The organism is Petrotoga halophila DSM 16923, assembly GCF_002924615.1.
In genome coordinates, this window is the sequence record NZ_JALY01000147.1 from 1 (window position 1) to 22,855 (window position 22,855).

Sequence of the window (22,855 nt, forward strand, 5' to 3'; positions counted from 1 at the left end):
TCAGAATGTTCTTTCATATAGTCAGAGTAGACGAAATCGAAGTACAGTTGAGAAGAGTTACCGAATAATGACAATTGAATGACCTCCTTACGAGATAATAAAGATGTGGTATCAAATAAATTATACAGTGAGGAGGTAAAAGTATAATATTGAAGGTATTAAAAGTTAGTTACAATGGGTGTTTTAGAGTTTCTGAAGACAGTATATATTTATAACTTGAGGAGGATTTACCTATGTTCACAAAGATGCAGTTAACGCAATACACTACTTTGTACAGAATCGGCAAACCTTTTAAAACAGGGGCGGTGATCGTTGACTTAGAAAACAAAGATTTCCAACAAAACGATACTATTCCATATTTTCAAGTTGAAGAAAAAGACAACAAAATAAATTTCATATACAATATGTCGAAAGAAGATGTTGTATATGGATTAGGAGAAACTTTAGGGGCATTGAACAAAAGAGGTAAAATATACAGATTCTACAACACTGATGATCCTGAACATACCCCTGAAAAAATGTCTTTATATGGTTCTCACCCTTTTATGATCTTGGATGGAAAAAGTACTTTCGGTTTGTTCATTGATTATCCTTCCGAAATAATATTTGACATAGGGTTTACAGATAAAGATATTTTAAAGATAACCGTCCCTTCAAAAGATTTTGATTTGTATATCTTTGATTCTGATGAAAAGCTATCCATAATAAAGGAATACTTTAATTTAACTGGAAAACCTTACATCCCTCCAAAATGGGCTTTTGGGTTTCAGCAATCAAGATGGAGTTACTTCTCTGAAGAGGAAGTTAGAAATGTAGCAAAAAAATTTAGAGAAACTGGAATTCCTTGTGACGTCATTTACACAGATATAGACTACATGGATAGTTACAAGGTTTTCACGATAAACAAAGAAAAATTCCCTAACTACGAAGGAATGGTAAAAGACCTAAAAGAAATAGGAATAAAAGTTATACCGATTTTAGACCCCGGGGTAAAGATAGAAAAGGGCTATGAAATGTACGAAGAAGGCAAAGATAAAGGCTTTTTTTGTGTAGATGAAAACGGTAATGACTTTGTTGCAGCTGTTTGGCCAGGAGCAACACACTTTCCAAACTTTTTGAACTCAGAAGTTAGAAGATGGTGGGGGAAGAAGTATAAACTCTTTACAGATATGGGAATAAAAGGTTTTTGGAACGATATGAACGAACCTTCAATATTCTATACTCCTAAAGGTTTAGACAATCTTTTTGAACTCTTAAAAGATTTGGAGGAAAATAAGGAAAATGCCGGTATAGAGGTTTTCTTGGCAAGAGAAACACTTTTGAACATAGCCAACAACCCAGAAGATTATAGAAGCTTCTTTCACAAACTAGATGACGGTAGTTTAATAAATCACGATAAGGTTCATAACTTATATGGATTCAATATGACGAAAGCCACTGCAGATGAGCTTAAAGAGTTAAACCCGAATGAAAGATACTTGCTACTGTCAAGAAGCAGTTATCCTGGTCTTCACAGGATAGCTTCCATATGGATGGGAGATAATAAATCATGGTGGGAACACATGCTTGTTAATATAAGAATGCTGCAATCTTTAAACATGATGGGATTTTTCTACACAGGGGCTGATATTGGTGGCTTTGGAGCAGATTCATCTGCTGAATTAGTTATAAGATGGATGGAATTGGGAGCATTCACACCTTTTTACCGAAACCATACCGCACTAAATACAAGGCCTCAAGAACCTTGGCAGTTCGATGAAGAATCATTGAACATCATGAGAGATATAGTGAGGCTCAGATACGCTTTCATACCTTATACTTACTCAGAATATATGAACTCCGTGAAAGAATCGGTCCCATTTGTAAAACCTTTATCTTTTGTATTTGAAGGAGATAGGGTGAAAGATATCGAAGACCAGTACATGTATGGAGATTCTTTGATGGTAGCCCCCGTTCACGAACAAAACAAAAAGGGAAGATACGTACACTTGCCAGATGTGAAGTGGCTAAATTGGACCGCTTGCAAGTACGGAGAAAGAAATATGAAGGTTTATGAACCCGGAGATTATTACATTCAGGCATATTTAAATGAAATTCCTCTTTTTATAAAAGAGAATAGCTTGATAGTTCTGTCCGAACCTATGAATTATGTAGGTGAGAAAGACATTACAGAACTAACAGTCATAGGTTTGGTTAGCGATCACGCTATTTACAATTATTATGACGACGATGGAACTACCTACAACTTCACAAAGGGTGAGTTTGGTAATTTAAAGATAGATATAACAAAAGTAGGCAAGGATTTCAAAATAGATGTGAAACCATACGATCCAGCAAATATTTTGAAAATAAAAAAGATCCATTTTGAAATATACGACAGTGATGGAAGTGTGATTAAAAAAGATATGACCCTTTAGAAAAGACTTGGGAGTATCCCAAGTCTTTTTTTGAATAAGAATCGATTATTCATTAATGAGTTTCATCTTTCTATTTTCAAAAAGTATAAGTGGGCTCTTAAATCGAATTCACTTTAAAGATATGGCGAAGATATGCATCGTTGGAATTTGAGGCAAAAAGATAGATTGCACAGGCGTAGATTTTAAAGGAATCTTCAACAAGTACATTTTCGGATTTATATTTTCTGTTATTCCTAAGCTATCGTATCTATAACCAAATTCCAAAAGAACAGTTTCACCATAAATTGGAGTCTGGCACCAATCGGAAAAGGCAATGTTCACTTCTTGAGTTGATCCATCTTGGTAAAGGATCATTACTTTACCTGTATAATTTCCATGGTCGCTCGCTCCTACAATGTACATGTAATCAGATATTTTTTCTATATCTTTTAGATTTATAACTTGAGAAGTTAGTATTAGGTTGTCTTTTCCATCAATTTTAAATTTAAAATAAACATCTTCCTTTTCATAAAAGAACACATTATTCGTTAAATATTTTATAAGCTCCTCTGATGGGTATTTTGCCCCTATTATTCCATCGTAATTATCAAAATTGCCGGATTTTCTGTCGGAAAAACTTACTATACCGTCGTTGTTAAATAGCTCTTCTATAGTCAATAAAAAGCTATTGTCAATAAAAACACCTTCAACTTGCGCGGTTTGAGTATATAAACTTTCTTCTGTTGTTGTTTCATAAGCTGTTTTTACAATTTTGCCCTTTGAGAATTCATAATAAAATTGGTCAAAGTCAAATATAAAAATGGGATCAATTGGTTTCAAAATAACTTGATCAATGTGAATAAAACCACTTTCAGGTTTTAAGTACAAAATAATTTGATTTTCCTCCATATTTAAGTTCCCAACGTACATGATGCCCTCATTTGGATCTAAGTTTTTATCTGTTGAATTATCTTCAGAAGAAGCTTTAACGTAGGTTTTAGAATCAAAAGACCCGGATATGTAAACTTCATATTCACCAGAATAAAAATTGTCAATTTTTTGTCTTATCCTTATGCTTTCCTCAGTTTTAATCCGGATATTATTGGTATTATCCAATTCAAAATAATAAATGCCCGTATCCATTTTTTCAGCTTCGAATATTAGCGTTTCTCGACCACTAACTATTTTAGACAAAGTTAATGGTTGAACCTTGGAAGGTAAGGTTTTTAATCTGACTAAACTTAGCAAAGCAGATATTGTCGACTCAGCACCAGCATTGCTGTTTATATATATTGAGTGTAAAGAATCATAACCTTCACCGTTTGGTCCGTACATAGGAGAAGATAAATGGTTGTTCCTTTCAAAAAACCCTCCAAACAATGCGGCCATGTAGGCATATTTTTCTTCAAGGGTAACGGAGTATAATTTCACCAAGGTAGAAATTATTGGTTCAACTGCATAAGCAATCTGAGGATACATTTTTATATACTTTCCTATTTCATAAACAGGACCTAGAGAAAGCAATACTGGATAGAATTCATCTGCTAGAAAGATTACTGAATCTAAATATTTAGTATTTCCTGTTACCTTGTACAGTTCAATCAAAGATTCCCCTTGTCTACTACCCCAACTATGCCATAATTGGTAATCCGTTCCTTCGTTGAACGCCCCCTTCATTAGTCCTTCTTTTATCTGTGTATTAAGAATTGAATCTCCAATTTTTATAGCCAATTCTTTTGCACTTTCATACCCCGTATATTTGTAATATTCAATAACCCCTAAAAGGAAAACGGAAGAAACATCCGAATTTTTATTTAAAAAATAATCCTCATCCAAGCTCTTTGATAAAAAACTATAAGCTAATTTGGCAGAATTGTCTAATTTCTTTTGGAAATCCTTATCCTCATCAAAGATTTCTAAGGCGTTTGAGATAGCCCAAAATCCTCTTGCCGCCCACCAATTTGCTGATTTTCTACTCGTTATCCCTTGCTTATTAATACTACCATCATCAAAAATAAAGTTATAGAAATCTCCATCAGAATCTTGAAGTGCCATCACAAAATCTAAAGCTTCTTTTGCTCTTTGAAGGTAAAATTCGTTGTGATAAAGTTTATAAAGTTCTGTGTACAAAACTGCAACCCTTGCTACATCATCTACACAAGTTACTCCTTCGCCTTTTGCCTCTGTGTGAACATATGTATCTCCGAATTTTTCAGCATATATCCAATAACCGATTTTTGTCTCGCCTTCTATTATAAACTCGTCCCTTAAAAATTCAAGATGATTAAGATTCATCTCTGGCACACTAAAAGAAATTACAGATAAAAAAAGAAAAGAAAACATGAAGAATTTCCTCCGATTCATAATTGTTCCTCCCTATAAACTTTGTGCTAACAAATATTTCTGCAGCATTTATAAATGCTGCAGAAATAAAAGGTTTACTGAATAATAAGTTTTAAGTTTTGTATCTCGTGTGTTCTTCCTTCAAGCAATTTTATAGCTTCTACAGTGTCCTTTGCGGAATAGATTGAGAAATATCTCGTATAAGTAACTTTGTCTCCGGCTTTGAATTTCATCATCCAATCAGCTTCATTAGTTCCTTCAAAGGTGCCTTTTGTAGCTTCATAATTATTCAATTCTCCTGGGATCCATCTAAAAATTCCATCTCTAAATTCTCTACTTTCGTAAAACCAAAAATCATTATAAACAAATTTTTTAAGGTCAGAATAAACAACGGCTGTCTCGGGTAATATTTCGGCAGCTATCAAACTATATTTCTCAGAAAAATTAGCCCTCCAATCTTCCATAGAAACAAAGGCATAGGTTGCTCCCCACCATAAAGGCTTCATTGAATCGATTGCTGGAAAAACAACATAAGCATTTCCATCAACTATTTTTACTGCATCTCTTTCCTTCCAATATTCATATGGAGTTACTCCTAATTGCTCTGACCAAATCATTCTTCTAAATATAGGAGTGATATGCAAAGAACTATCATCAACGGTTGTTAAAGGTGCTGTAGCCATAACTTGTAATTTCATTATGTCCACGTAATTGGAGAATGAAAATTCATTTTCCACTAACACATCACCAGTTTTAAAAATATGTGTGGTTAAATTTTGTGTGAGACCAGGAAGATCTTCATAGGAAAGTACAGCCTGAACAGTTACAGCGACAGGTCCTGGATCAAAAACTTTTAAATCCTTCACGGTTAATCCCATAGATGTTGTTTCAACGTGTTTGCCTAATTTCCCGTCTACATAGTATGTGCTACCTGACCAGCCTGCAATTCTTGCTGTCCCGAGTTCATTGTACAAGATTCCTTCAACATTTCCATATTTAGTAAAATTTGCTAATCCGTGGTTATTTACCTTGACCATAAAATTTTTGTTTATTACATTGTATTCCCCGTCTTTTTCCTCGATTGTGAAAGCTGGTTCGAATTGTAGTAAGTCTAAATCCCAATCATCCGAGACAACGATATTGGCTTCATTCTTAAATACAAATTGGAGAAAATCTGAAGAAGAAATTCTTCCGTTTTGATCTACATCCACAATCTGATAGGGAAGATCGTTCCCTTTCGAATCTTTTATTCTGATAGAATTCCAGTTCGCATCGAAATCATATCCAACAAAATCCAACAACTCAGAAAAACTCACCACAAATGGAACCTCAAGGTTTGTCATTTGCTCGGTAGAAACTTTTAACACCTTTTCCTCTGCAAAAAGGGTGAATGTAACAAGAAGAACCGTTACTAAAGTTACAAAGATCCTCGCTTTTTTCACTTTTGTTCCTCCTCCTTTCCTCTTTCATAAATATATTTATTGGGATACTCCAAACTAAACAGACTTTCTGTCTTATCTTTATGTAAACGCTTACAATCTCCTTAATAATTATAGCATCTAAAAAGAATCTATGCAAAGTCGACTATAGCCGTTTAAACTCGATTAGAAGCAATTATGGACTTTTAACAGTCAAAATCTCCTATTTTCTTATTTTTATTTTCTAAATGCATTTTTTCGAATATCAACTCTTAGAAAAACGAAGATTTTTTGAAATAATCGAGAATAATTACCTTTAATTGACTTTATTCGGCTATAACCCAGTTTGATTTTCTTTAAGTATAATGTTATAATTATTTTGTAAGCGCTTACAATATGGAGGTATTACTAAATGTCAAAGATAGATGATGTTGCAAAATTAGCTGGTGTATCGATAGCCTCAGTATCAAGAGTTTTGAATTCAAAAGACAATGTTTCAAAAAAAACTAAAGAAAAAGTTTTGCGAGCTATCGAAGAATTAGATTATAAACCTTCGAGAATCGCTCGAAATTTAGCCAACAAAAAAAGTTTTTATAACATTGGTTTAGTCATTAGTAAAAGGATAGACAAAATTCTCAAGGAGAATGATTCATTTGGTATAAGAGAGTTCTACACAACTGTTTTAGCAGGAATAGAAAGTTTAGCAAAAGAAAACAACATCCAAATAAAATTGGAAACCTTTGATAATGGAAACAGAAAATTACTGGAAGGTTTAGATGGCTTGCTTATAATGGGAGGAGACCGTCTACCTAAGTTAGTCGAAAATTCATATTTACCAAAGGTACTTGTAGATAATTACATTCCTGCTTTAAAAGTTGATTCCGTAATCTCAAACGGCTTTGATGGCGCCTATTATACAATAAAACAAATGATCTCACGAGGATATAAAAAGATTGTACATATTCACGGTCCACTTACATATTGGGGATTTAGAAATAGATTTGAAGGATACACGGCAGCGATGACTGAATTTGGATTGCTGCCTCAAACATTTGAGTGTGACGAAACTCCAGAAGGTATATTATATGCATTAAATTTATCTTTATCCAAAAAACCTGATGTAATTTTTGCTTCAAATGATGTTATAGCTTTAATAATTTTAAATTTTTTAAAAAAGAAAAAAATTCATGTCCCAAAAGATATTCAACTAATTGGATTTGACGATATTATCTCTTCTTCAGTTTCTGAACCTAAACTGTCAACGGTAAAAGTTTTCAAGTTTGAGATGGGGAATATCGCTTTAAATAGACTAATAGATTTGATCAATGAAAAGAATCCTCATCCAGCAATGATCTCGTTATTCACCACCTTTATCGAAAGGGATAGTACGATAAGAGCTAAGAATTAGGAATAGTGATCAAGCAATATAAGAAATAAAATGACTTATTTTAAAAAATTATAAATAATTATCGGGTAGTAACATAATTCAAAGGAGGTATGATCAGTATGAAAAAGTTAACAGTGGTTTTTATTGTGTTATTGTTGACGGTTTTTGCCTTTTCCCAGACAAAACTCGTTTTTTGGACCGCGCCTAATCCACAACAAGAAATGTTTTGGAAGGAAGTCGTTGCTGAATATGAAACTTTACATCCTGAAATCGATATCGAGTGGTCTACCATTCCTGCAGCAGGAAGCTCAGAAGAAGCTATTCTAACAGCTATAGCTTCGGGAAGAGCCCCGGATATTTCCACCAACATCTTTTCAGGATTTGCGGCACAGTTAGCGGATATAGGCCAATTAGTAGCTTTAAATGAATTGGAAGGTTTCGATGAACTTGTTGAAACACGAAAGATGGGAAGTATCATAGAAGGCTGGAAAATAAACGGTAATGCATATGTTATACCTATTTATTCAAACCCTGTTCTGATGTGGTGGAGAGATTCTTTATTGAAAGAAGCTGGCTTTGATAATCCCCCAAGAACGTACTCGGAGATCTACGAATTTTCTAAAAACTTTGTGGTACCGATGGAACGATATTCCATCCAAGTAATTGCAGGTAGAAATTGGTGGGATAGATGGTTTGACTTCATTACGTATTACTATGCAGGAGGTCAAGGAAAATCATATATAGATACTGAAAGAATGAAAGCAACATTCAACGACGAAGTTGGCCAAGAAGTAGCTCAGTTTATCAAAACAATGTTTGATAACCAATGGACTGCTGTAGACTTAGGTTCTGATCCATTTTATAACGGAGCAATTGCTGGAACATTGATGGGTCCTTGGAGCATCGCTTATGCCGAGAATCAGTATCCAGACGTCATTGATGATATTGTTATTACATCGCCACCAGTTCCTGACAATTATCCAAGTGATCAACCGATTTATACTTTTGCTGATGCAAAGGGGCTTGTAATTTTTAATACTACAAAAAACTTGGAAGAGGCTTGGGAATTTGTTAAATGGGTATTCTCGAGAGAAGATTTCGATTCGAAATGGTTAGAATACACCAAAATGCCACCAGCAAGAGAAGACTTGTTAACTAATGAAATATTTGCTGATTTTTGGGAGGCAAATCCTTTAGCGGCTGAATATGCCAAATATGTCCCCTATGCTGTTCCTCCTGCACCAATTACAACAACTGTTGACGTACAAGATATCATGACTGTTGAATTGATTGAACCTTTGATGCATGGCACCAAAGATGTTCAAAAAGCTTTGGATGATGCAATTAAGGCTATAAACAGAATCCTTTGGTAAGGGAAGGTTAAAACAATGAGTAAAAGAATAGGGTTAGCAAAAAAAGAAGCAAGGAAAGGCTTTGGTATTTCTTCAATATATTTAATTTATGCGGCAATATTTTGGGGTTATCCTTTTGTATGGTTGTTCATACTTCTTTTTTCTAAATGGAGGTTTGTCGGATCACCCCAATTCGTTGGCTTTCGCAATATTACAAGGGTCTTAACCGACCCTCTTTTTTGGAAAACAGTAACTAATGTTTTTCGTTTTATGATGTACTATATTCCTCTTGTGTTAATAGGAGCTTTACTCTTTGCCATTGCTTTGAACAAAATAAAGTTTGGCAAAACATTTGTAGCTCTTTCTTTTTTGGTAGCCAATGTTTCATCAGGAGTTGCTTATTCAATTATGTTTTCAAACCTTTTTTCTGTCAATGGACCAATAAATAAAGCCCTAAATAGTCTTTTTGGTATCACTATTCCTTGGTTTACAAGCCCACAATGGGCGATGTTTTCCATTGCATTGATTGTTATTTGGAAATTCATTGGCTATTATGGCTTGATACTGTATGCAGGGTTAACCGCTATACCAAAATCTTTATATGAAGCAGCAGAGTTAGATGGGGCAGGAAGTCTTACAAAGTTTTTTAGAATTACATTGCCACTATTAAATCCTTCTATAATAATGGTCTTGGTGTTGGCTATTACTTTGGCTTTTGGAATATTCACAGAACCCTATATGATAACCGGGGGTGGGCCAATGAGAAGTACTTTAACCCCGATGATGCATATGATTACTACAGCATTTCAAAGAATGGACCCAACTTACGCTGCAACTATGGCAGTGTTTGTAGCTATTATAAGCTTTGGAATGATTTGGGTAATAAGGAAAACTATGGAGAGAGAAGTTGATTTAGTATGACAAATAAAAAAATACAATCTGGAAATGTAATTCTTCATATAGTAATGTTTTTTTTATCTCTAATCTGGTTGTACCCTTATGCATGGCTATTCTTGGCATCGGTAAAACCCTCTGCTGAAATCTATACCAGATTCCTACCAACGAGGTTCACTTTAGAACATTTTAGATTTATATTAGAAAGCGCCGAAAGAATGAATAGACCGTTTATAAGGGCATTTTTTATAAGTTTATTTGTGTCTGTCACCGTCACAGTATGTGTTATAATAACATCTGCTATAATTTCTTTCGCCTTGTCAAAATATAGATTTAAGGCAAGAGATGGGATATTTAATTTTATTATTTTTCAAATGGTGTTCCCTGGATTCATGTTTACCATACCTTTATATATATTAATGAGAAATATGCATCTGTTGAATTCGTTGGCAGCTTTAATCGTTCCTTTTATTATGAGTGGTTGGGGCATTTTTATGATGACTCAAAGCTTTAGAGGGACACCAAACGACTACATCGAAGCTGCAAAAATGGACGGAGCCTCTGATATGTTTATTATTTTTCGAATTATGCTACCTTTAAATAATTCGGTTATAGCCATTGTTGGGCTATTCACTTTCATCGGAGTATGGGATAATTTTATGTGGCCACTCATTGTTATTCAGGACTATTATAAAATGCCTCTTTCTGTCTTGCTTGCAAGCTTTAATCACGAGTACGGTGCGTATATTGGACCAGTAATGGCAGGTTCGGTGATTCAAACTTTACCGATGGTGCTCATTTTCATAATATTTAGAAAGGCATTTTTGCAAGGAATTTCAATGTCTCTAAAATAATCACAATTAAAAAACTGTCGTTATAAGGAAGGGATATATATTGAATTTGAAGTTGAAAAGGCATTTGTCAAACCCATTGTTTGGACCTAATCCAATGCATTTGTGGGAGTCTAGGTTTGTTTTTAATCCTGCGGTAGTGTATGACGGGAAAGTTTTTCATATGTTGTACCGCGCCCAAGGAGAAGATATGGTTTCTCGGATTGGCTATGCAGTAAGTTTGGATGGTATACACTTTAATAGAATGGAAAAACCGGTATTTGAACCTTCAGATGTCTCAGAATTGTACGGCGTTGAAGATCCAAGAGTAACGTATATAAACGGAAAATATTATATGTGTTACACAGCTTATTCTCCGAGAAATATCAAAATATCTTTGGCTGCCACAGAGAATTTCTTTATGTGGGAAAGATACGGAACTATTTTACCAGAAAGTCCTAATAAAGATGCTGCCTTGTTCCCAGAAAAAGTTAATGGAAAATATATCTTAATTCATAGGTTGGAACCAGATATTTGGTTTGCATATTCTGATGATTTAATACATTGGGACAATTATGTAAAAATTGCTTCTCCAAGAAAAGATTATTGGGATAACTTAAAGATCGGAGCAGGCGGTCCACCTTTAAAAACCCCTTATGGGTGGTTGTTTTTGTATCATGGTGTTCAAGAAGACATCAGACCTATCTACAGGTTAGGTTTTATGCTCTTAGATTTAAAAGATCCAACAAAGGTCTTAAAAAGAACAGAAGAACCCATTTTAGAACCTCAGGAAAACTGGGAGATTTTCGGAGGAGTTCCAAACGTTGTATTCTCAGATGCATTGGTTGAATATGGTGATCAATACTACGTTTACTACGGTGGAGCTGATAACTACATAGCTTTAGCCACTATTTCAAAAAAAGAAGTTTTCGACTGGATAAAGAAGTGAACTTTTTTAGGCAGGAAGTGGTTAAATTAATTATCTACTTCCTGCCTAAAAAGTTTTATTGATACCTTTTTAAAAAGAGAAATTCCAAATTTTTTAGCATCTTTTCTTTATTGATGTTTATATTATCTTTTATCTTTATTTTGTACAATATGTCCGAGAAAGCTTCTACTAGTTTTTCCATCTAATTATCTGTTGCTTTCCTTGAGTAAATAACGTTACTACTTCTTCAGGAAATCTTTATCTCCACCTTTGTTGCTAAAATTCCTTTTAATGTGATATAATTAAAATACCCTAGTAGGGTATCGTTAACTTTTAATAATTTTAGAAAAGGAGTTAACACTATGAATTCTCTTGCCATTACAAATTCTGTTAGTTTTTTAACAGCATTTTCTGGTGGGTTATTATCATTTTTCAGCCCTTGTGTTTTCCCTTTAATACCCGTTTTTTTCGCATTGGTGATCCCTGATATCTCAAACACTCGTTTGGTCATCAAAAGGAGTTTTGGCTTTTTTCTTGGTCTTTCTCTCTTTTTTGCCCTGTTAGGCAGTATTTCTGGTAGTATTGGTATGATGCTTGCAAGGTACCAAAGTGTTATCAACATAGTTGCTGGTGTTTTAATAATATTATTTGGATTTCTGTTTTTGATGAATAAAAGTTTGATTTCTGCAAAGAATATAGACCTAAGAAAATACAATAAAAATAATTCCTTTTTTTCCGCCTTTTTAATTGGGATTCTAATTTCTTTAGTATGGATCCCGTGTGCAAGTCCAATATTGGCTTCGATTCTTACCTTAGCAACGACTACTGGAGAAGCAATGAGAGGTGCTCTCTTACTTTTTATTTATTCTTTGGGTATTTCCATCCCGTTTCTATTTTTTAGTGGCATCGTCAGTAAAATATTATCTAAAGTAACCTTAGGAGAACCTAAATGGCAAAAATCCTTGAGAATTATTGGTGGTATTTTACTTATAGTAGTGGGTGCTATGGTTTCCTTTGGGATTTTTAACAATATAAGTGTATTATAAAATGGAGGTATACTTTATGAAAAAATTTTTCGTTGTAACGTTATTTATTCTATCAGTAATTACAATATTTTCTGTCCCTTTAGATGAATTTGTTTTTGAAAATTTCAATGAAGCTTTCGAAGTTGCCGAATTAACAAACAAAAAAGTTGTAGTTATGTTTTCATCACCTACTTGCCCAGCGTGTACTCAATTTAAAGAAACAACATTGTTGGATGAAGAGATTCAAAAATGGCTACGCACAGAATTTGTTTTTGTTGAAATCTTTCCTACCACTGAAAAAGCCACATTTCAAGGAGAAGAATATAATTATGGTCAGTTGTTTTATGCCTTTGGTGCCAGATATACACCAACCTTTGTATTCTTTGACGAACAGCAAAATCCCTTTGGAGCAATTACAGGTGGGTATCCAGCTGAGATATTTATAGATATCCTAAAATATGTCTCCTATGAAAAAAATGAAGAAATTAGTCTAGATAAATTTATAGAAGATGGATTAGGAAAAGACATCCACATTCTTCCAAAAACCGTTCATTTATCAAAAGATGAAATCGAAAGATTATTGGACTTGGACCCAAATTCCAAATTATACGAACCCGGCAAAAATTATGATCCATATACAAATATAGTTTTACTTCAAAACAATACAAACGAACAAAACATAGAAAATTTTTACGTGAAAATATTTGAATCTAAGAATTAGAAAGTTTATTTCTGAAAAATAAAATAGCCCATGATTGGGCTATTTTTCTAATATTTTGAGAATATCTTCGAATTTTATATCGCCGCTTATGTTACCTCTTACTTCGCTTCCACCGCCTTTGATATTGTTATTCATTTTTAATTTGTCTATAAGCTCTTTACAGTTAATATTGTTTGAGAAAATAGAAAAGGTTTTGTTCTTTTCATCTTCAATAATGAGTGTATAATCTTTTAAATCCACGTATTTGTGTAAGAAATCCGCTGTTTCGTCCTCTTTTTTATGGTAAACTACTTTATTTTTATTCACAACCACCGGTTTTTCGATTAAATCTTTTGCAAGATAATATGCATTTTTTTCTGCTAACTTTTTAATACTATTCTTATAATCTTTGTTCTCATTTAATAGAATTTCTATTTTGTTTTTTAAATCATACAACCCCGATGTCAAGATAGCAGAAATGTTTTTTAAAATTAAATCTTTTTGTGAATAATCCTTAATGGCTCTAAGACCTGCTAAGAAATACACCCTCGTTAAATTCCCTTTCACTCTTTCTGTATTTGTTATCTTTAAAAGGTTGATGTTACCTGTGTTTTTTACATGGAAACCACCACAAGCAGATATATCAAAATCATCGATTTTTATCAGCCTCACTTCACCATTTACTTTATCACTTAGAGGTTTTCTTAAATTGTATTTCTGAACTCCTTCTTTATCCGTAAATATTTCTTCCACTTTTATGCACTTAGAAATTATATCGTTTGAAAGTTCTTCGGCTTTATTTAATACTTCTTCCCCGATATTCTGTCCATTCAAATCTATAGTAGAATATTCTTCACCCATCTTGAAACTAACGGTTTTTAATGAAGCTATTCTTTCAAAAGCAGCTGATAATATATGTTGTGCAGTATGTTGCTGAGCTATATCGCATCTTCTTCTTTCATCTATTTCATATAAATACTCACCAGGGTTTAAATATTTGTTTAAGACCACACCTTTTTCTGTGGTGCTTAAAACTTCAGCAGAATCAATTTTACCCCTATCTCCAAGTTGCCCTCCTTTTCCATCAGGATAAAAAGGATTATTCTCTATGGTAGCGAAATAGTTATCATCTTGTTTTATTACATTAACTATTTTTACTTTTTCACTCAAATTTAAAGCCTCCTTTTGCTCTTAGCCTAAAACTTTATATATAGCGCCCCTTCGCCAAACGTTAAGGGGTAAACCCCTTAAGATCCCCAAACTCAAAATTATGGTTTATTACATAAAAGCTTTTTGCATAAATCAGCAAAAGCTATTTCAGCGCTGTTTAATTTCTAAAGCCTTTAATTTTTATACTGGCATTCTTTTTAAGGCCATTTTATTATATAATAGAAAATAGAGAATCAAAAATCTATGAGAGAGAGTTGAGTGCTTTGAGAAAATCCTTCTTAATTTTTTTCTTGACTATTTTCAGTATAAACATCTTCTCCAATTTAATAGTAAATAATTTTGAACATTCGGAGATTATTGATTTTTTTGTAAATGAAAATACCGGCGAAATTTCTACAATTGTGGAGAATAATTACCTTAAAACTTATGATTTGAAAGAAAAGCGCATTACCCATTATTACTCAACTTCTTCTATACCAACGCATGTGGAATGGATCCTCGACAATAAATATACTATAATCGCCGAAAGTGATGGAACAATAGAAGTTTTTAACAACGATACCTCTCTTCTTAACTACAAAATTAACGTAACCGACGAATCTATTTCCTCTTTATCCAGTTTTAGAGATAAAATAATATTTACTTCCTTAGATAAAACGGTCTACGTATACAATATTACCAAAAGAAAGGTCGAATTTCAACGGAGATTTTCCACGATCCCAACGGTTGCAGAATTTTACGACGAACGTACAATATTGGTAGCAGACCATTCAGGTAAGATTTTTTTGATAGATTATTTAAACAATAAAGAAATAAAAGCCATCGAAATTGATAATTATTCAATAATTAAACTATCGATTGTAAATAACAATGTTTTTGCTTTTTCCATGAACGGAAATATTTACGTATTGGATAAAGACTTGAAGATAATAAATTCTTTTTCATTAGGTTTAACAATTAGAGAGGTCTCTTTTTCACCATTAAATGAAAATTTTACTGTTTTAACTATGAATAATCAGATTATCCTTTTTGATTCTTCAACTTTAAAAATACTCGAAGAACTAAAGCCTGATAATTTTAATATAAAAGCTATTGAATGGAGTAATGAAAAAAACGATATTCTTTATTTAAACGATGGAGTTAACATATACTCTTTAAATATCTATTCAAAATCAATTGAAAAATTACTGGAATTAAAAAAACCCGATGTTATAAAAATTATAAGAAATAATAATCATATTTATTACTTAACTTCCGACAGTGAAATAGGTGTATTTAATATTGATTCAGGAATAATTGAAAATCATTTTTCTTTTTCTGAAGAAATAGTTGATTTTGAAATAACAAAAAATGGATATTTGATACTTTCAGAAAATTCTGGATACCTATCGCTTTACAATTCTGAAGGTACGTTAATAGAAAATAAGAAGATAAGTGATTTTAAATTAACCACTTTGGAGATTTCTCCTTCGGAAAAGTTTTTAATTGCAGGGGGATGGGAGAATAATGTTTATGTACTTACGCTACCAGATTTGAGTGTTTATAAGGTAGTTGAAAATCTTCATAACAATTGGATAAAAGATATTTCTATTAATTACAACGAAACTAAAATAGCAGTGGCAAGCTTAGATAAAAAAGTAAGTATATCAGATTTTCCAAAATTTAAAAATACAATTTACATCGAAGAATTCCCATATATTATTTGGTCACTAGATTGGGCTAATAATTCAAATTTTCTTTCTATGGGAGGATTTGAAGGGATTTTACGATTATGGGATGGAAGATTTAATCAATTATATAAAAGATTTGAGATTATTACAGCTTCAATAAAGGCAATTGAATGGAGCCACGATGATAATTACATAGCCACAGGAACAACTGATGGAAATGTGTACATTTGGAATAGTAAAAACGGAAACTTAGAATCGACTATAAATGTTTCCAACGGAGAAATTGTTGATTTAACTTGGAGTAATGATGAAAGGTATTTGTATGCCTTGAGTAAAGGAAACTTATTAAGCCTTATAGATCTTCAGCAAAATAATATACCTTTGCAAAGTATTATTTTTGAAAAAGGATATTCTGTTTCCTATAGAAAAAATGGGGAGTATACCACTAATATCCCTGAACAAGTAGAAAACAAATTTTTCTATAAAAATAATCCTATAAGCCTTTTCGAAGCCGTAACATTCGAAAGGAAAGAATCTATAAACATTCCTATCTTAGAGGGTCCTGTTATAAACGTACCTTCAGAATTTTTGATTTCAGATAAAAACAACTCTTTGCTTCTTAGTGCTTTTGATAACAATCTTATTACAAAAGTTGAAATATTAGGTCAAACTTTTTTAGTTAACAGCCAATCTTACTATCTATCATTGGAGATAAATCCTGAAAAGCTTACATCAAATGTGCTTGAAATATCGGCTTATGACGACGATGGAAATAAATCCACAAAGTATGTTCATTTGAAGTTTGAGAATATCTATCTGCAAGTATTCACTAATCAAGCAGAAATCACAAACGAGCAAGGAGAAATAATAGCTATTGCAAGTCGTGGAGACATCCTAAAATTAAAAGGAGTTTTAGGAGATACTTATAAAGTAGAATATATTGACAAAGAGGGATATATTAAAAAAGCATTTGTTACGCTTTAAAACATGCCCTCAAATGAGGGCATGTTTTTCTTAAATTTATTATTCTAATTTAATTAAGCTTTTTGTGTTTTTTTACGCCTTTTTACCATACCAATAACAACTGGACTTGCGATATACAAAGAAGAATAAGTTCCAATTATGACTCCCACAGTTAATCCAAATGCGAATGAAGCTATTGATCTACCTCCCAAAAGGAACATCATAAAAGCAACTATGAATGTTGTCAAGGAAGTGTTTAATGATCTTACAATAACTTCGTTAATGCTTTTATTGGTAACTCCCTCTATATCCATCCCACGATTTTTAGTTCTATTTTCCCTTATTCTATCGTAAACAACAATAGTATCGTTTAAAGAATAACCCGCTAAAGTAAGAAATGCTGCTACAGCAGTTAAATTCATTTCTATACCAAACAGGGAATAAAAACCTAAGGTGATTACAACGTCATGAGCTAAAGATAGAATTGCCCCCACACCGTAGGAAAACTGAAACCTAATGGTTATATATACTAACAAAACTATCAAAGCAGTAATTACAGCATACCAAGCATACGATCGAATCTCCCTAGCTGCATAGCCTGAAACATCGTTGAATTGTTCAATATTTAAACTAGAATCAGAAAAAGATTCTTCTAAACTATTTATAAACATTTGTTTTTCTTCCAGGGTAGGAAAGGAATCACTTACTGTAATTATATAAAAGAATCGATCCGAAGTTCCTCCGCCTGGGTTAGTTTGAATTATCTTAGCGGTGGTATAATCTGGATCTATAGTTTGCAAAGTGTTTCTCAATTCATCTATTGAATAACTTTTATCAAAGGATACGATTATTTCACTACCGCCAGAAAAATCAATGCCAAAATTGAACCCTTTTACAAAAATCACTATTACAGAAAAGAGTATCAACGCAAGAGATAAATAGATGAAAAAATTTCTTTTTCCCACAAAATCTATATTTGGCATTATTTACTCCCCCCTTTTTCCACAACAATTCCCTTCACATACTTTTCAGGTTTCAAAAAGTGTGAAGTACTTTCTAATAGCAACCTACTTACAACAAGGTTGGTGAACATCGCACCTAAAACACCTATTATGAGTGTAACTGCGAAACCTCTAATACTTCCACTTGTTAAAAAGAATAAAACTAAACCAGCTAAAATAGTTGTTATATTGGCATCAAAAATAGTTGAAAAAACTTTATTAAATCCAAACTTTACAGCGGTTAAAGGGGGCCTACCTATTCTAAGTTCCTCTTTTATTCTTTCGTATATAATAATGTTTCCGTCAACTGTAGTGCCAAAAGTTAAGATTATACCAGCAATACCTGGTAGAGTTAATATTGCTCCTGTCCAACTTAAAATTCCCAGTAACAAAAGTGTATTATATATTAGCGCAATATCAGCAATTATCCCCATCCATCTATAAACAATAATCATGTAAATCATTACTATTAAAAGCCCAATGATTCCAGCGTTTATAATTGTGGTCACAATATCTCTTCCCAAAGTAGGGCCGAGGGTTCTTTCTTGAAATTTAACCAAATCTACTGGTAAATTCCCTGACTTTATCAGCACAGCAATGTTTTGCGCTTCTTCCATACTTTCTATTCCGCTGATTTCGGCTCTTCCCTGCGATATCCTTTCTCTAACAACAGGTGCAATTATTACTTCATCATCTAAAATGATCGCAATTCTTTGATTTACTAAATTTGCAGTCGCTAATTCAAATTTTTGTCTTCCTTCATTATTGAAATTCAAATTAACAACGAATCCTGCCCCTTGACTATTAAGAGAAGCAACGGCATCACTGACATCTAAACCGGTAATCTGAAATGGAGCATCTCCAAATTCGAAAACATTTTTCACCCTATACCAAAGGTTAGGGTTATTACTATCTCTAACGTAACTATACATTTCTATTTCTTCACCATTTATTTCTATAGTCCTATTTCTCGTAATTTGTGGGGGTGTTTCAGATTCCACAACTTCCAATACTTCTGCAAAGTAAAGCTTTCCTTTACTACCTATGAGTTCTTCAGCTCTCTGAGTATCTGATATACCAGGAATCTCAACACGAACTCTGCTTTCTCCACCGGAAACAACTTCGGAAACTATTGCTTCTGTGTAACCAGCATTGTCCAATCTTCTCCTTAGAACTGTAATTACGTTACCTACAACCTCAGAAGTATCTACTCCTTCAGGTACATCTAAACTATACTCTAAAAGCACTCCCCCCTGAATATCCAGACCTAAATTTATATTTGGGAAAAACCGGAGTATGCTTATATCATTCACATTATCTGATAAAGGTAAAATTAAGCCTAAGAATGCAAAAACAAAAACTACTATAGTAAAGAATATTCGTATCCTTCGATTTCTCAACTATTTCACCCCCTGAACAAAGTCAATTTAAAATACTATTTATCATCTTCAGCTTCGGGTTTTTCTGGTGCTACTTCGGTTTTATCGCTTTTAGAAAGAACCCCTGCAATGGCATTCTTCGTTATATCAATCTCTGTTTTATCTGCTGTTGAAATTCTGATTCTCTCGTTAGTTATAGATATTATCTTTCCTATGATTCCTGAGGATGTAACTATTTTATCACCTTTTTTCAAAGCGGAAATCATTTCCTTGTGCTTTTTTTCTTGTCGCCTTTGTGGAAGGAACAATAAAACCCACATTAAGATTATGATTATTAAAAAAAACAACAATCCACCGAACCCACCACCTGTGGGAGCAGTTTGCGCTTGCTCGACTGTGTTACCGGCATCTGTGGCACCTGCAGGACCAAAGTTTATAAAATCAAATACTTTTTCTAACATAAATACACCTCCAAAATTATTCTTTTAACTTTATTTAGAAATTCTAAAACTTGCTTTAGTAACCCTTCCTTCTCCACCCAAAAGAGTTTTGTTGTTAAGAGTTTTTGTTATAACATAAATTATTACAAAAAATGTTTACTGTTAGATTGTATCATATTTTTCTTTTATGGTCAATGAATTCTTCACAACGAACTTGCCAAATAATTTTTGTTTATGTAATATTTCTTATATTTTATGTTATTATATATATGGTCATAGAATTTTGTTTTTGATTTAAAAATTGTATTAGGGGGGGTTTAGATGGATGAACCCGTATATGCAAAAATTATGGACGGAGACATAATCTTTTATTTTTCGAAAGGGAACACGCAAAAAGATCTTTTTGAACATTTTAAAAAAGAACTTGTTAAGATGAAAGGTTTTTTTAACATTGGAGATAGTTTTTACGTATATTTCGAAGACGGTTCTCAGCATAATCTATTAAATAGAATCGTAAAATTCGCCAACAGTCTTGAATTGAACGTTGCCGGAGCTTATTTTGGAAAGCTTCCCGAAGGAAAAGTGGGAAACAAAGAGTTAACCCTTTCGAGTACCCAAATTTATAGAAAACATTTGAGATCCGGCCAAGTAATACAAAATCCTGGAGACATCATAGTTTTTGGAAATGTAAACCAAGGTGCAGAAGTTAACGCGGGTGGAAGTATTATAATATTTGGAAAGGTATTTGGAACTTTAAGAGCAGGAATTACCAACAAAAAAAATGCTTTCATTATAGCTTACGAATTAAATTCACCATTAGTAGAAATCGCGGGTATCCCTTTCTTTAACTACGAATGGCCGAAGTCACCTGTTGCCATAAGGATTGAAGAAAACAAAGCATTAGTTGAACCCGTTGAACTGTAAAAAGATATTGGAGCAAAGGAACATTAAATCAATTTTTTTAATTTTTAAAACAGTATTTATGCTGTGTGAAAACCAAAAAGGAGGTTATGAATGGATACTTCTACTTTACTAAAAAATTTATCCAATACGTTTGGGGTGTCTTCTTTTGAAAATTATACCTTTCCTTTGATTGAAAAAGAATTAAAAAGCATCTCACCAGATATAAAATTAGAAAAAGTAGGAATAGGTAATTTAGTGGCAACTTATGGAAATGAGAGTCCCAAAATTGCCTTTTTTGCTCATGTAGACGAAATTGGAATAGTTATATCAAAAATAGTTGATGATCATTTCGCTCGTATTTCTCCCGTTGGTGGAGTCGATCCAAGAACCTTGGTAGGAAAAAGGGTTCTTTTTAAAACGAATAATGCAGAAAAAACTGGTGTAATAGGGTTTTTAGCCCCTCACCTTCAAAAAAAAGAAGACAGAGAAAAATCTCCCTCCTTTGATGAGCTTTTCGTCGATTTTTCAATTTCAGGGGGAACAAGTAGTATCAACGTTGGCGATATGGGCGTTATACAAGTCCAGGCTGTTGAACTTGAAAATGGGAAGATATCAAATAAGTCTTTAGACAACAGAGTCGGTGCTGCGGTACTTATTAAGTCGTTAGAGTATCTACAAAATCTTAAATTTGAAGGGCAATTGATGTTATCTTTTAACAAAGGTGAGGAAGTGGGATTAGTTGGAGCACAAGGTAGTGCCTACCATCTAAAACCAGATTTTGCCATAGTAATTGATGTAACCTTTGGCGAAAAACTACCGGAAAATGTCGAGCCTATCAAGCTGGGTGAAGGGCCAGTTATAGGTATAGGTACCACCGTTACAAGAAGTGTTTTCGAAGAACTAACAAAAACTGCAAAAAATAACAATATCAAATACCAAATAGAAACTTTTACTAGAGGCAGTGGCACCGAAGCAGATGTAGTACAAATATCTTCTACCGGAGTAAAAACAGGTGTTGTTTCAGTTCCAATCCTTAACATGCATTCTCCAAACGAAGTTGTAGATGTAAAAGATGTGGAAGAAAGCGCAAAATTATTATCTCTCTTTGCTTTAAACACTAGTTTAACTTGGAAAGGACGTCGAAAATCATGAGGAAGTATTTAAAGGACTTAACCAATCTTGCTGGAATATCTTCAAGAGAAGAAAAAATAAAAGAGTACATCAAGTCAAATATTGCTAACAAGGTCGATGAAATTACCGAAGACAACATGGGGAACCTAATTTGTTTAATTAAAGGTAAAGATTCTTCCAAAAAATTAATGCTTGACGCACACATGGACGAAGTTGGTTTTATGATCACCAGAATAAATGAAGACGGTACTTTTGGCATATCTCCCGTTGGAGGAGTTGACCCAAGGGTAGTAAAAAGTCAGAGATTAAAAATCGACGAAAAAATATCTGCTGTTGTCAATTCTACACCTATTCACTTAGAAAAAGAAACCGACAAAGTTGAGCAATATGAAAGTATAAGGGTCTACGCTGGGTTTTCTAACAAAGAGGAAGCATCTAAAAAGGTCCATTTGGGCGATATGGTTACATTTGATACTACTTATTATGAGGAAAATAGCTATGCTGTAGCCAAAGCCTTTGATGATAGGGTTGGATGTTCTATTATGATGGATATAATTGACTATTTTTTTGAGAACAGCGAGAAACCTCTTTACGACACATACTTCAATTTTGCTACTCAGGAAGAAACAGGGCTGAGAGGTACAGGAACTGCAGCTTCAAAAATACACCCAAATTTCGCTATTGTATTAGAAGGTACAACTGCTGGTGACAACCCTGAAAACACCCCGGATAAATGGGCAACTCATATCGGAAATGGGCCGGTCTTAACATTCATGCATAGCGGTTTAGTACTTAACAAAGAGATCTTTGAAAAAATTGTAGATACTGCAAAGAAATTAGGGATTAAATTCCAATACAAAATGCGAACGGCAGGAGGAACAGATGCGGCTAGGCTCGCAAAGACTCTTTATGGAATTCCAGCAGG

General features: G+C 33.4%; 19 protein-coding genes. 12 read left to right on the plus strand and 7 right to left on the minus strand.

The features are described from left to right. Window positions 1-233 precede the first annotated feature (233 nt). Entirely contained in the window at window positions 234-2,417 is a 2,184-nt protein-coding gene (locus AA81_RS07270; protein ID WP_103898678.1) for a TIM-barrel domain-containing protein, read from the plus strand. 108 nt (window positions 2,418-2,525) lie between these two features. Here the strand turns inward: AA81_RS07270 and AA81_RS07275 are convergent, their stop codons facing one another. Next, complete coding sequence (locus AA81_RS07275) at window positions 2,526-4,739, minus strand: YyaL domain-containing protein (protein WP_103078104.1); 2,214 nt, start codon at window positions 4,737-4,739, stop codon at window positions 2,526-2,528. A gap of 95 nt (window positions 4,740-4,834) precedes the next feature. Beyond that, the gene (locus AA81_RS07280; RefSeq protein WP_103078105.1) at window positions 4,835-6,181 is read right to left on the minus strand and encodes a hypothetical protein; all 1,347 of its coding nucleotides are present in this window, start codon (window positions 6,179-6,181) and stop codon (window positions 4,835-4,837) included. A 388-nt stretch (window positions 6,182-6,569) separates the two neighbouring features. Here AA81_RS07280 and AA81_RS07285 point away from each other — a divergent pair, with 388 nt between their 5' ends. The 5 genes from AA81_RS07285 (at window position 6,570) to AA81_RS07305 (ending at window position 11,569) form a co-directional block, all read left to right on the plus strand. Then, the gene (locus AA81_RS07285) at window positions 6,570-7,565 is read left to right on the plus strand and encodes a LacI family DNA-binding transcriptional regulator (RefSeq protein ID WP_103078106.1); all 996 of its coding nucleotides are present in this window, start codon (window positions 6,570-6,572) and stop codon (window positions 7,563-7,565) included. 98 nt (window positions 7,566-7,663) lie between these two features. Further along, complete coding sequence (locus AA81_RS07290) at window positions 7,664-8,917, plus strand: extracellular solute-binding protein (RefSeq protein ID WP_103078107.1); 1,254 nt, start codon at window positions 7,664-7,666, stop codon at window positions 8,915-8,917. Window positions 8,918-8,932: 15 nt separating this feature from the next. Next, on the plus strand, window positions 8,933-9,817 hold the full coding sequence (locus tag AA81_RS07295) for a carbohydrate ABC transporter permease (RefSeq protein WP_103078108.1): 885 nt from the start codon (window positions 8,933-8,935) through the stop codon (window positions 9,815-9,817). Next, window positions 9,814-10,644 (plus strand): carbohydrate ABC transporter permease, encoded by an 831-nt coding sequence (locus tag AA81_RS07300; protein WP_103078109.1) that lies wholly within the window; start codon window positions 9,814-9,816, stop codon window positions 10,642-10,644. Before AA81_RS07295 ends, AA81_RS07300 begins: the two co-directional genes overlap by 4 nt. 40 nt (window positions 10,645-10,684) lie before the next feature. After that, window positions 10,685-11,569: a glycoside hydrolase family 130 protein gene (locus tag AA81_RS07305; RefSeq protein ID WP_103078110.1), complete on the plus strand. Its 885-nt coding sequence runs from the start codon at window positions 10,685-10,687 to the stop codon at window positions 11,567-11,569. A gap of 55 nt (window positions 11,570-11,624) precedes the next feature. Here AA81_RS07305 and AA81_RS14700 read toward each other — a convergent pair whose 3' ends face one another. Then, window positions 11,625-11,750, minus strand: a complete 126-nt coding sequence (locus AA81_RS14700; protein ID WP_281256294.1) for a hypothetical protein — start codon at window positions 11,748-11,750, stop codon at window positions 11,625-11,627. A 160-nt stretch (window positions 11,751-11,910) separates the two neighbouring features. Between AA81_RS14700 and AA81_RS07310 the strand changes: the two genes are divergently transcribed. Together AA81_RS07310 and AA81_RS07315 are read left to right on the plus strand one after the other, a co-directional pair. Continuing rightward, complete coding sequence (locus tag AA81_RS07310) at window positions 11,911-12,594, plus strand: cytochrome c biogenesis CcdA family protein (RefSeq protein ID WP_103078111.1); 684 nt, start codon at window positions 11,911-11,913, stop codon at window positions 12,592-12,594. A gap of 16 nt (window positions 12,595-12,610) precedes the next feature. Then, a complete protein-coding gene (locus AA81_RS07315; protein ID WP_169926251.1) occupies window positions 12,611-13,294 on the plus strand; it encodes a thioredoxin family protein in 684 nt (227 codons plus the stop codon). Window positions 13,295-13,333: 39 nt separating this feature from the next. On the opposite strand, the gene AA81_RS07320 is transcribed toward AA81_RS07315, so the two are convergent. Next, window positions 13,334-14,443 carry an alanyl-tRNA editing protein gene (locus tag AA81_RS07320; RefSeq protein ID WP_103078113.1) on the minus strand — a complete coding sequence of 370 codons (1,110 nt, stop codon included), beginning with the start codon at window positions 14,441-14,443 and terminating at the stop codon, window positions 13,334-13,336. 263 nt (window positions 14,444-14,706) lie between these two features. Between AA81_RS07320 and AA81_RS07325 the strand changes: the two genes are divergently transcribed. Beyond that, the gene (locus AA81_RS07325; RefSeq protein ID WP_146026611.1) at window positions 14,707-17,097 is read left to right on the plus strand and encodes a WD40 repeat domain-containing protein; all 2,391 of its coding nucleotides are present in this window, start codon (window positions 14,707-14,709) and stop codon (window positions 17,095-17,097) included. A gap of 53 nt (window positions 17,098-17,150) precedes the next feature. Here the strand turns inward: AA81_RS07325 and secF are convergent, their stop codons facing one another. From secF to yajC, 3 genes are read right to left on the minus strand one after another with little or no spacing between them, the layout of a single operon-like run. After that, on the minus strand, window positions 17,151-18,059 hold the full coding sequence (gene secF, locus AA81_RS07330; protein ID WP_103078115.1) for a protein translocase subunit SecF: 909 nt from the start codon (window positions 18,057-18,059) through the stop codon (window positions 17,151-17,153). Then, window positions 18,059-19,477, minus strand: coding sequence for a protein translocase subunit SecD (gene secD / locus AA81_RS07335; protein ID WP_103077639.1), 1,419 nt, complete (start codon window positions 19,475-19,477; stop codon window positions 18,059-18,061). The genes secF and secD overlap by 1 nt, the downstream gene beginning before the upstream one ends. Window positions 19,478-19,512: 35 nt before the next feature. Further along, window positions 19,513-19,917: a preprotein translocase subunit YajC gene (yajC, locus tag AA81_RS07340; RefSeq protein ID WP_103078116.1), complete on the minus strand. Its 405-nt coding sequence runs from the start codon at window positions 19,915-19,917 to the stop codon at window positions 19,513-19,515. Between the two features lie 300 nt (window positions 19,918-20,217). On the opposite strand from yajC, the gene AA81_RS07345 reads away from it, so the two are divergent. The 3 genes from AA81_RS07345 to AA81_RS07355 form a co-directional block, all read left to right on the plus strand. Beyond that, window positions 20,218-20,820, plus strand: a complete 603-nt coding sequence (locus tag AA81_RS07345) for a septum site-determining protein MinC (protein ID WP_103078117.1) — start codon at window positions 20,218-20,220, stop codon at window positions 20,818-20,820. A gap of 90 nt (window positions 20,821-20,910) precedes the next feature. Beyond that, window positions 20,911-21,951: a M28 family peptidase gene (locus tag AA81_RS07350; protein ID WP_103898679.1), complete on the plus strand. Its 1,041-nt coding sequence runs from the start codon at window positions 20,911-20,913 to the stop codon at window positions 21,949-21,951. Then, window positions 21,948-22,855 (plus strand): M42 family metallopeptidase (locus AA81_RS07355; RefSeq protein ID WP_103898680.1); only part of this gene is annotated, 908 nt, incomplete at its 3' end. The genes AA81_RS07350 and AA81_RS07355, both read left to right, overlap by 4 nt.

What these genes read in the sequence shown, in the direction of transcription:
- secF (WP_103078115.1), bottom strand. Translation starts at nt 18,059, where the DNA reads ATGCCAAATATAGATTTTGTGGGAAAAAGAAATTTTTTCATCTATTTA.
- AA81_RS07345 (WP_103078117.1), top strand. Translation starts at nt 20,218, where the DNA reads ATGGATGAACCCGTATATGCAAAAATTATGGACGGAGACATAATCTTT.
- AA81_RS07315 (WP_169926251.1), top strand. Translation starts at nt 12,611, where the DNA reads ATGAAAAAATTTTTCGTTGTAACGTTATTTATTCTATCAGTAATTACA.
- yajC (WP_103078116.1), bottom strand. Translation starts at nt 19,917, where the DNA reads ATGTTAGAAAAAGTATTTGATTTTATAAACTTTGGTCCTGCAGGTGCC.
- AA81_RS07290 (WP_103078107.1), top strand. Translation starts at nt 7,664, where the DNA reads ATGAAAAAGTTAACAGTGGTTTTTATTGTGTTATTGTTGACGGTTTTT.
- AA81_RS07310 (WP_103078111.1), top strand. Translation starts at nt 11,911, where the DNA reads ATGAATTCTCTTGCCATTACAAATTCTGTTAGTTTTTTAACAGCATTT.
- AA81_RS07270 (WP_103898678.1), top strand. Translation starts at nt 234, where the DNA reads ATGTTCACAAAGATGCAGTTAACGCAATACACTACTTTGTACAGAATC.
- AA81_RS07285 (WP_103078106.1), top strand. Translation starts at nt 6,570, where the DNA reads ATGTCAAAGATAGATGATGTTGCAAAATTAGCTGGTGTATCGATAGCC.
- AA81_RS07275 (WP_103078104.1), bottom strand. Translation starts at nt 4,739, where the DNA reads ATGTTTTCTTTTCTTTTTTTATCTGTAATTTCTTTTAGTGTGCCAGAG.
- AA81_RS07300 (WP_103078109.1), top strand. Translation starts at nt 9,814, where the DNA reads ATGACAAATAAAAAAATACAATCTGGAAATGTAATTCTTCATATAGTA.
- AA81_RS07350 (WP_103898679.1), top strand. Translation starts at nt 20,911, where the DNA reads ATGGATACTTCTACTTTACTAAAAAATTTATCCAATACGTTTGGGGTG.
- AA81_RS07295 (WP_103078108.1), top strand. Translation starts at nt 8,933, where the DNA reads ATGAGTAAAAGAATAGGGTTAGCAAAAAAAGAAGCAAGGAAAGGCTTT.
- AA81_RS14700 (WP_281256294.1), bottom strand. Translation starts at nt 11,750, where the DNA reads ATGGAAAAACTAGTAGAAGCTTTCTCGGACATATTGTACAAAATAAAG.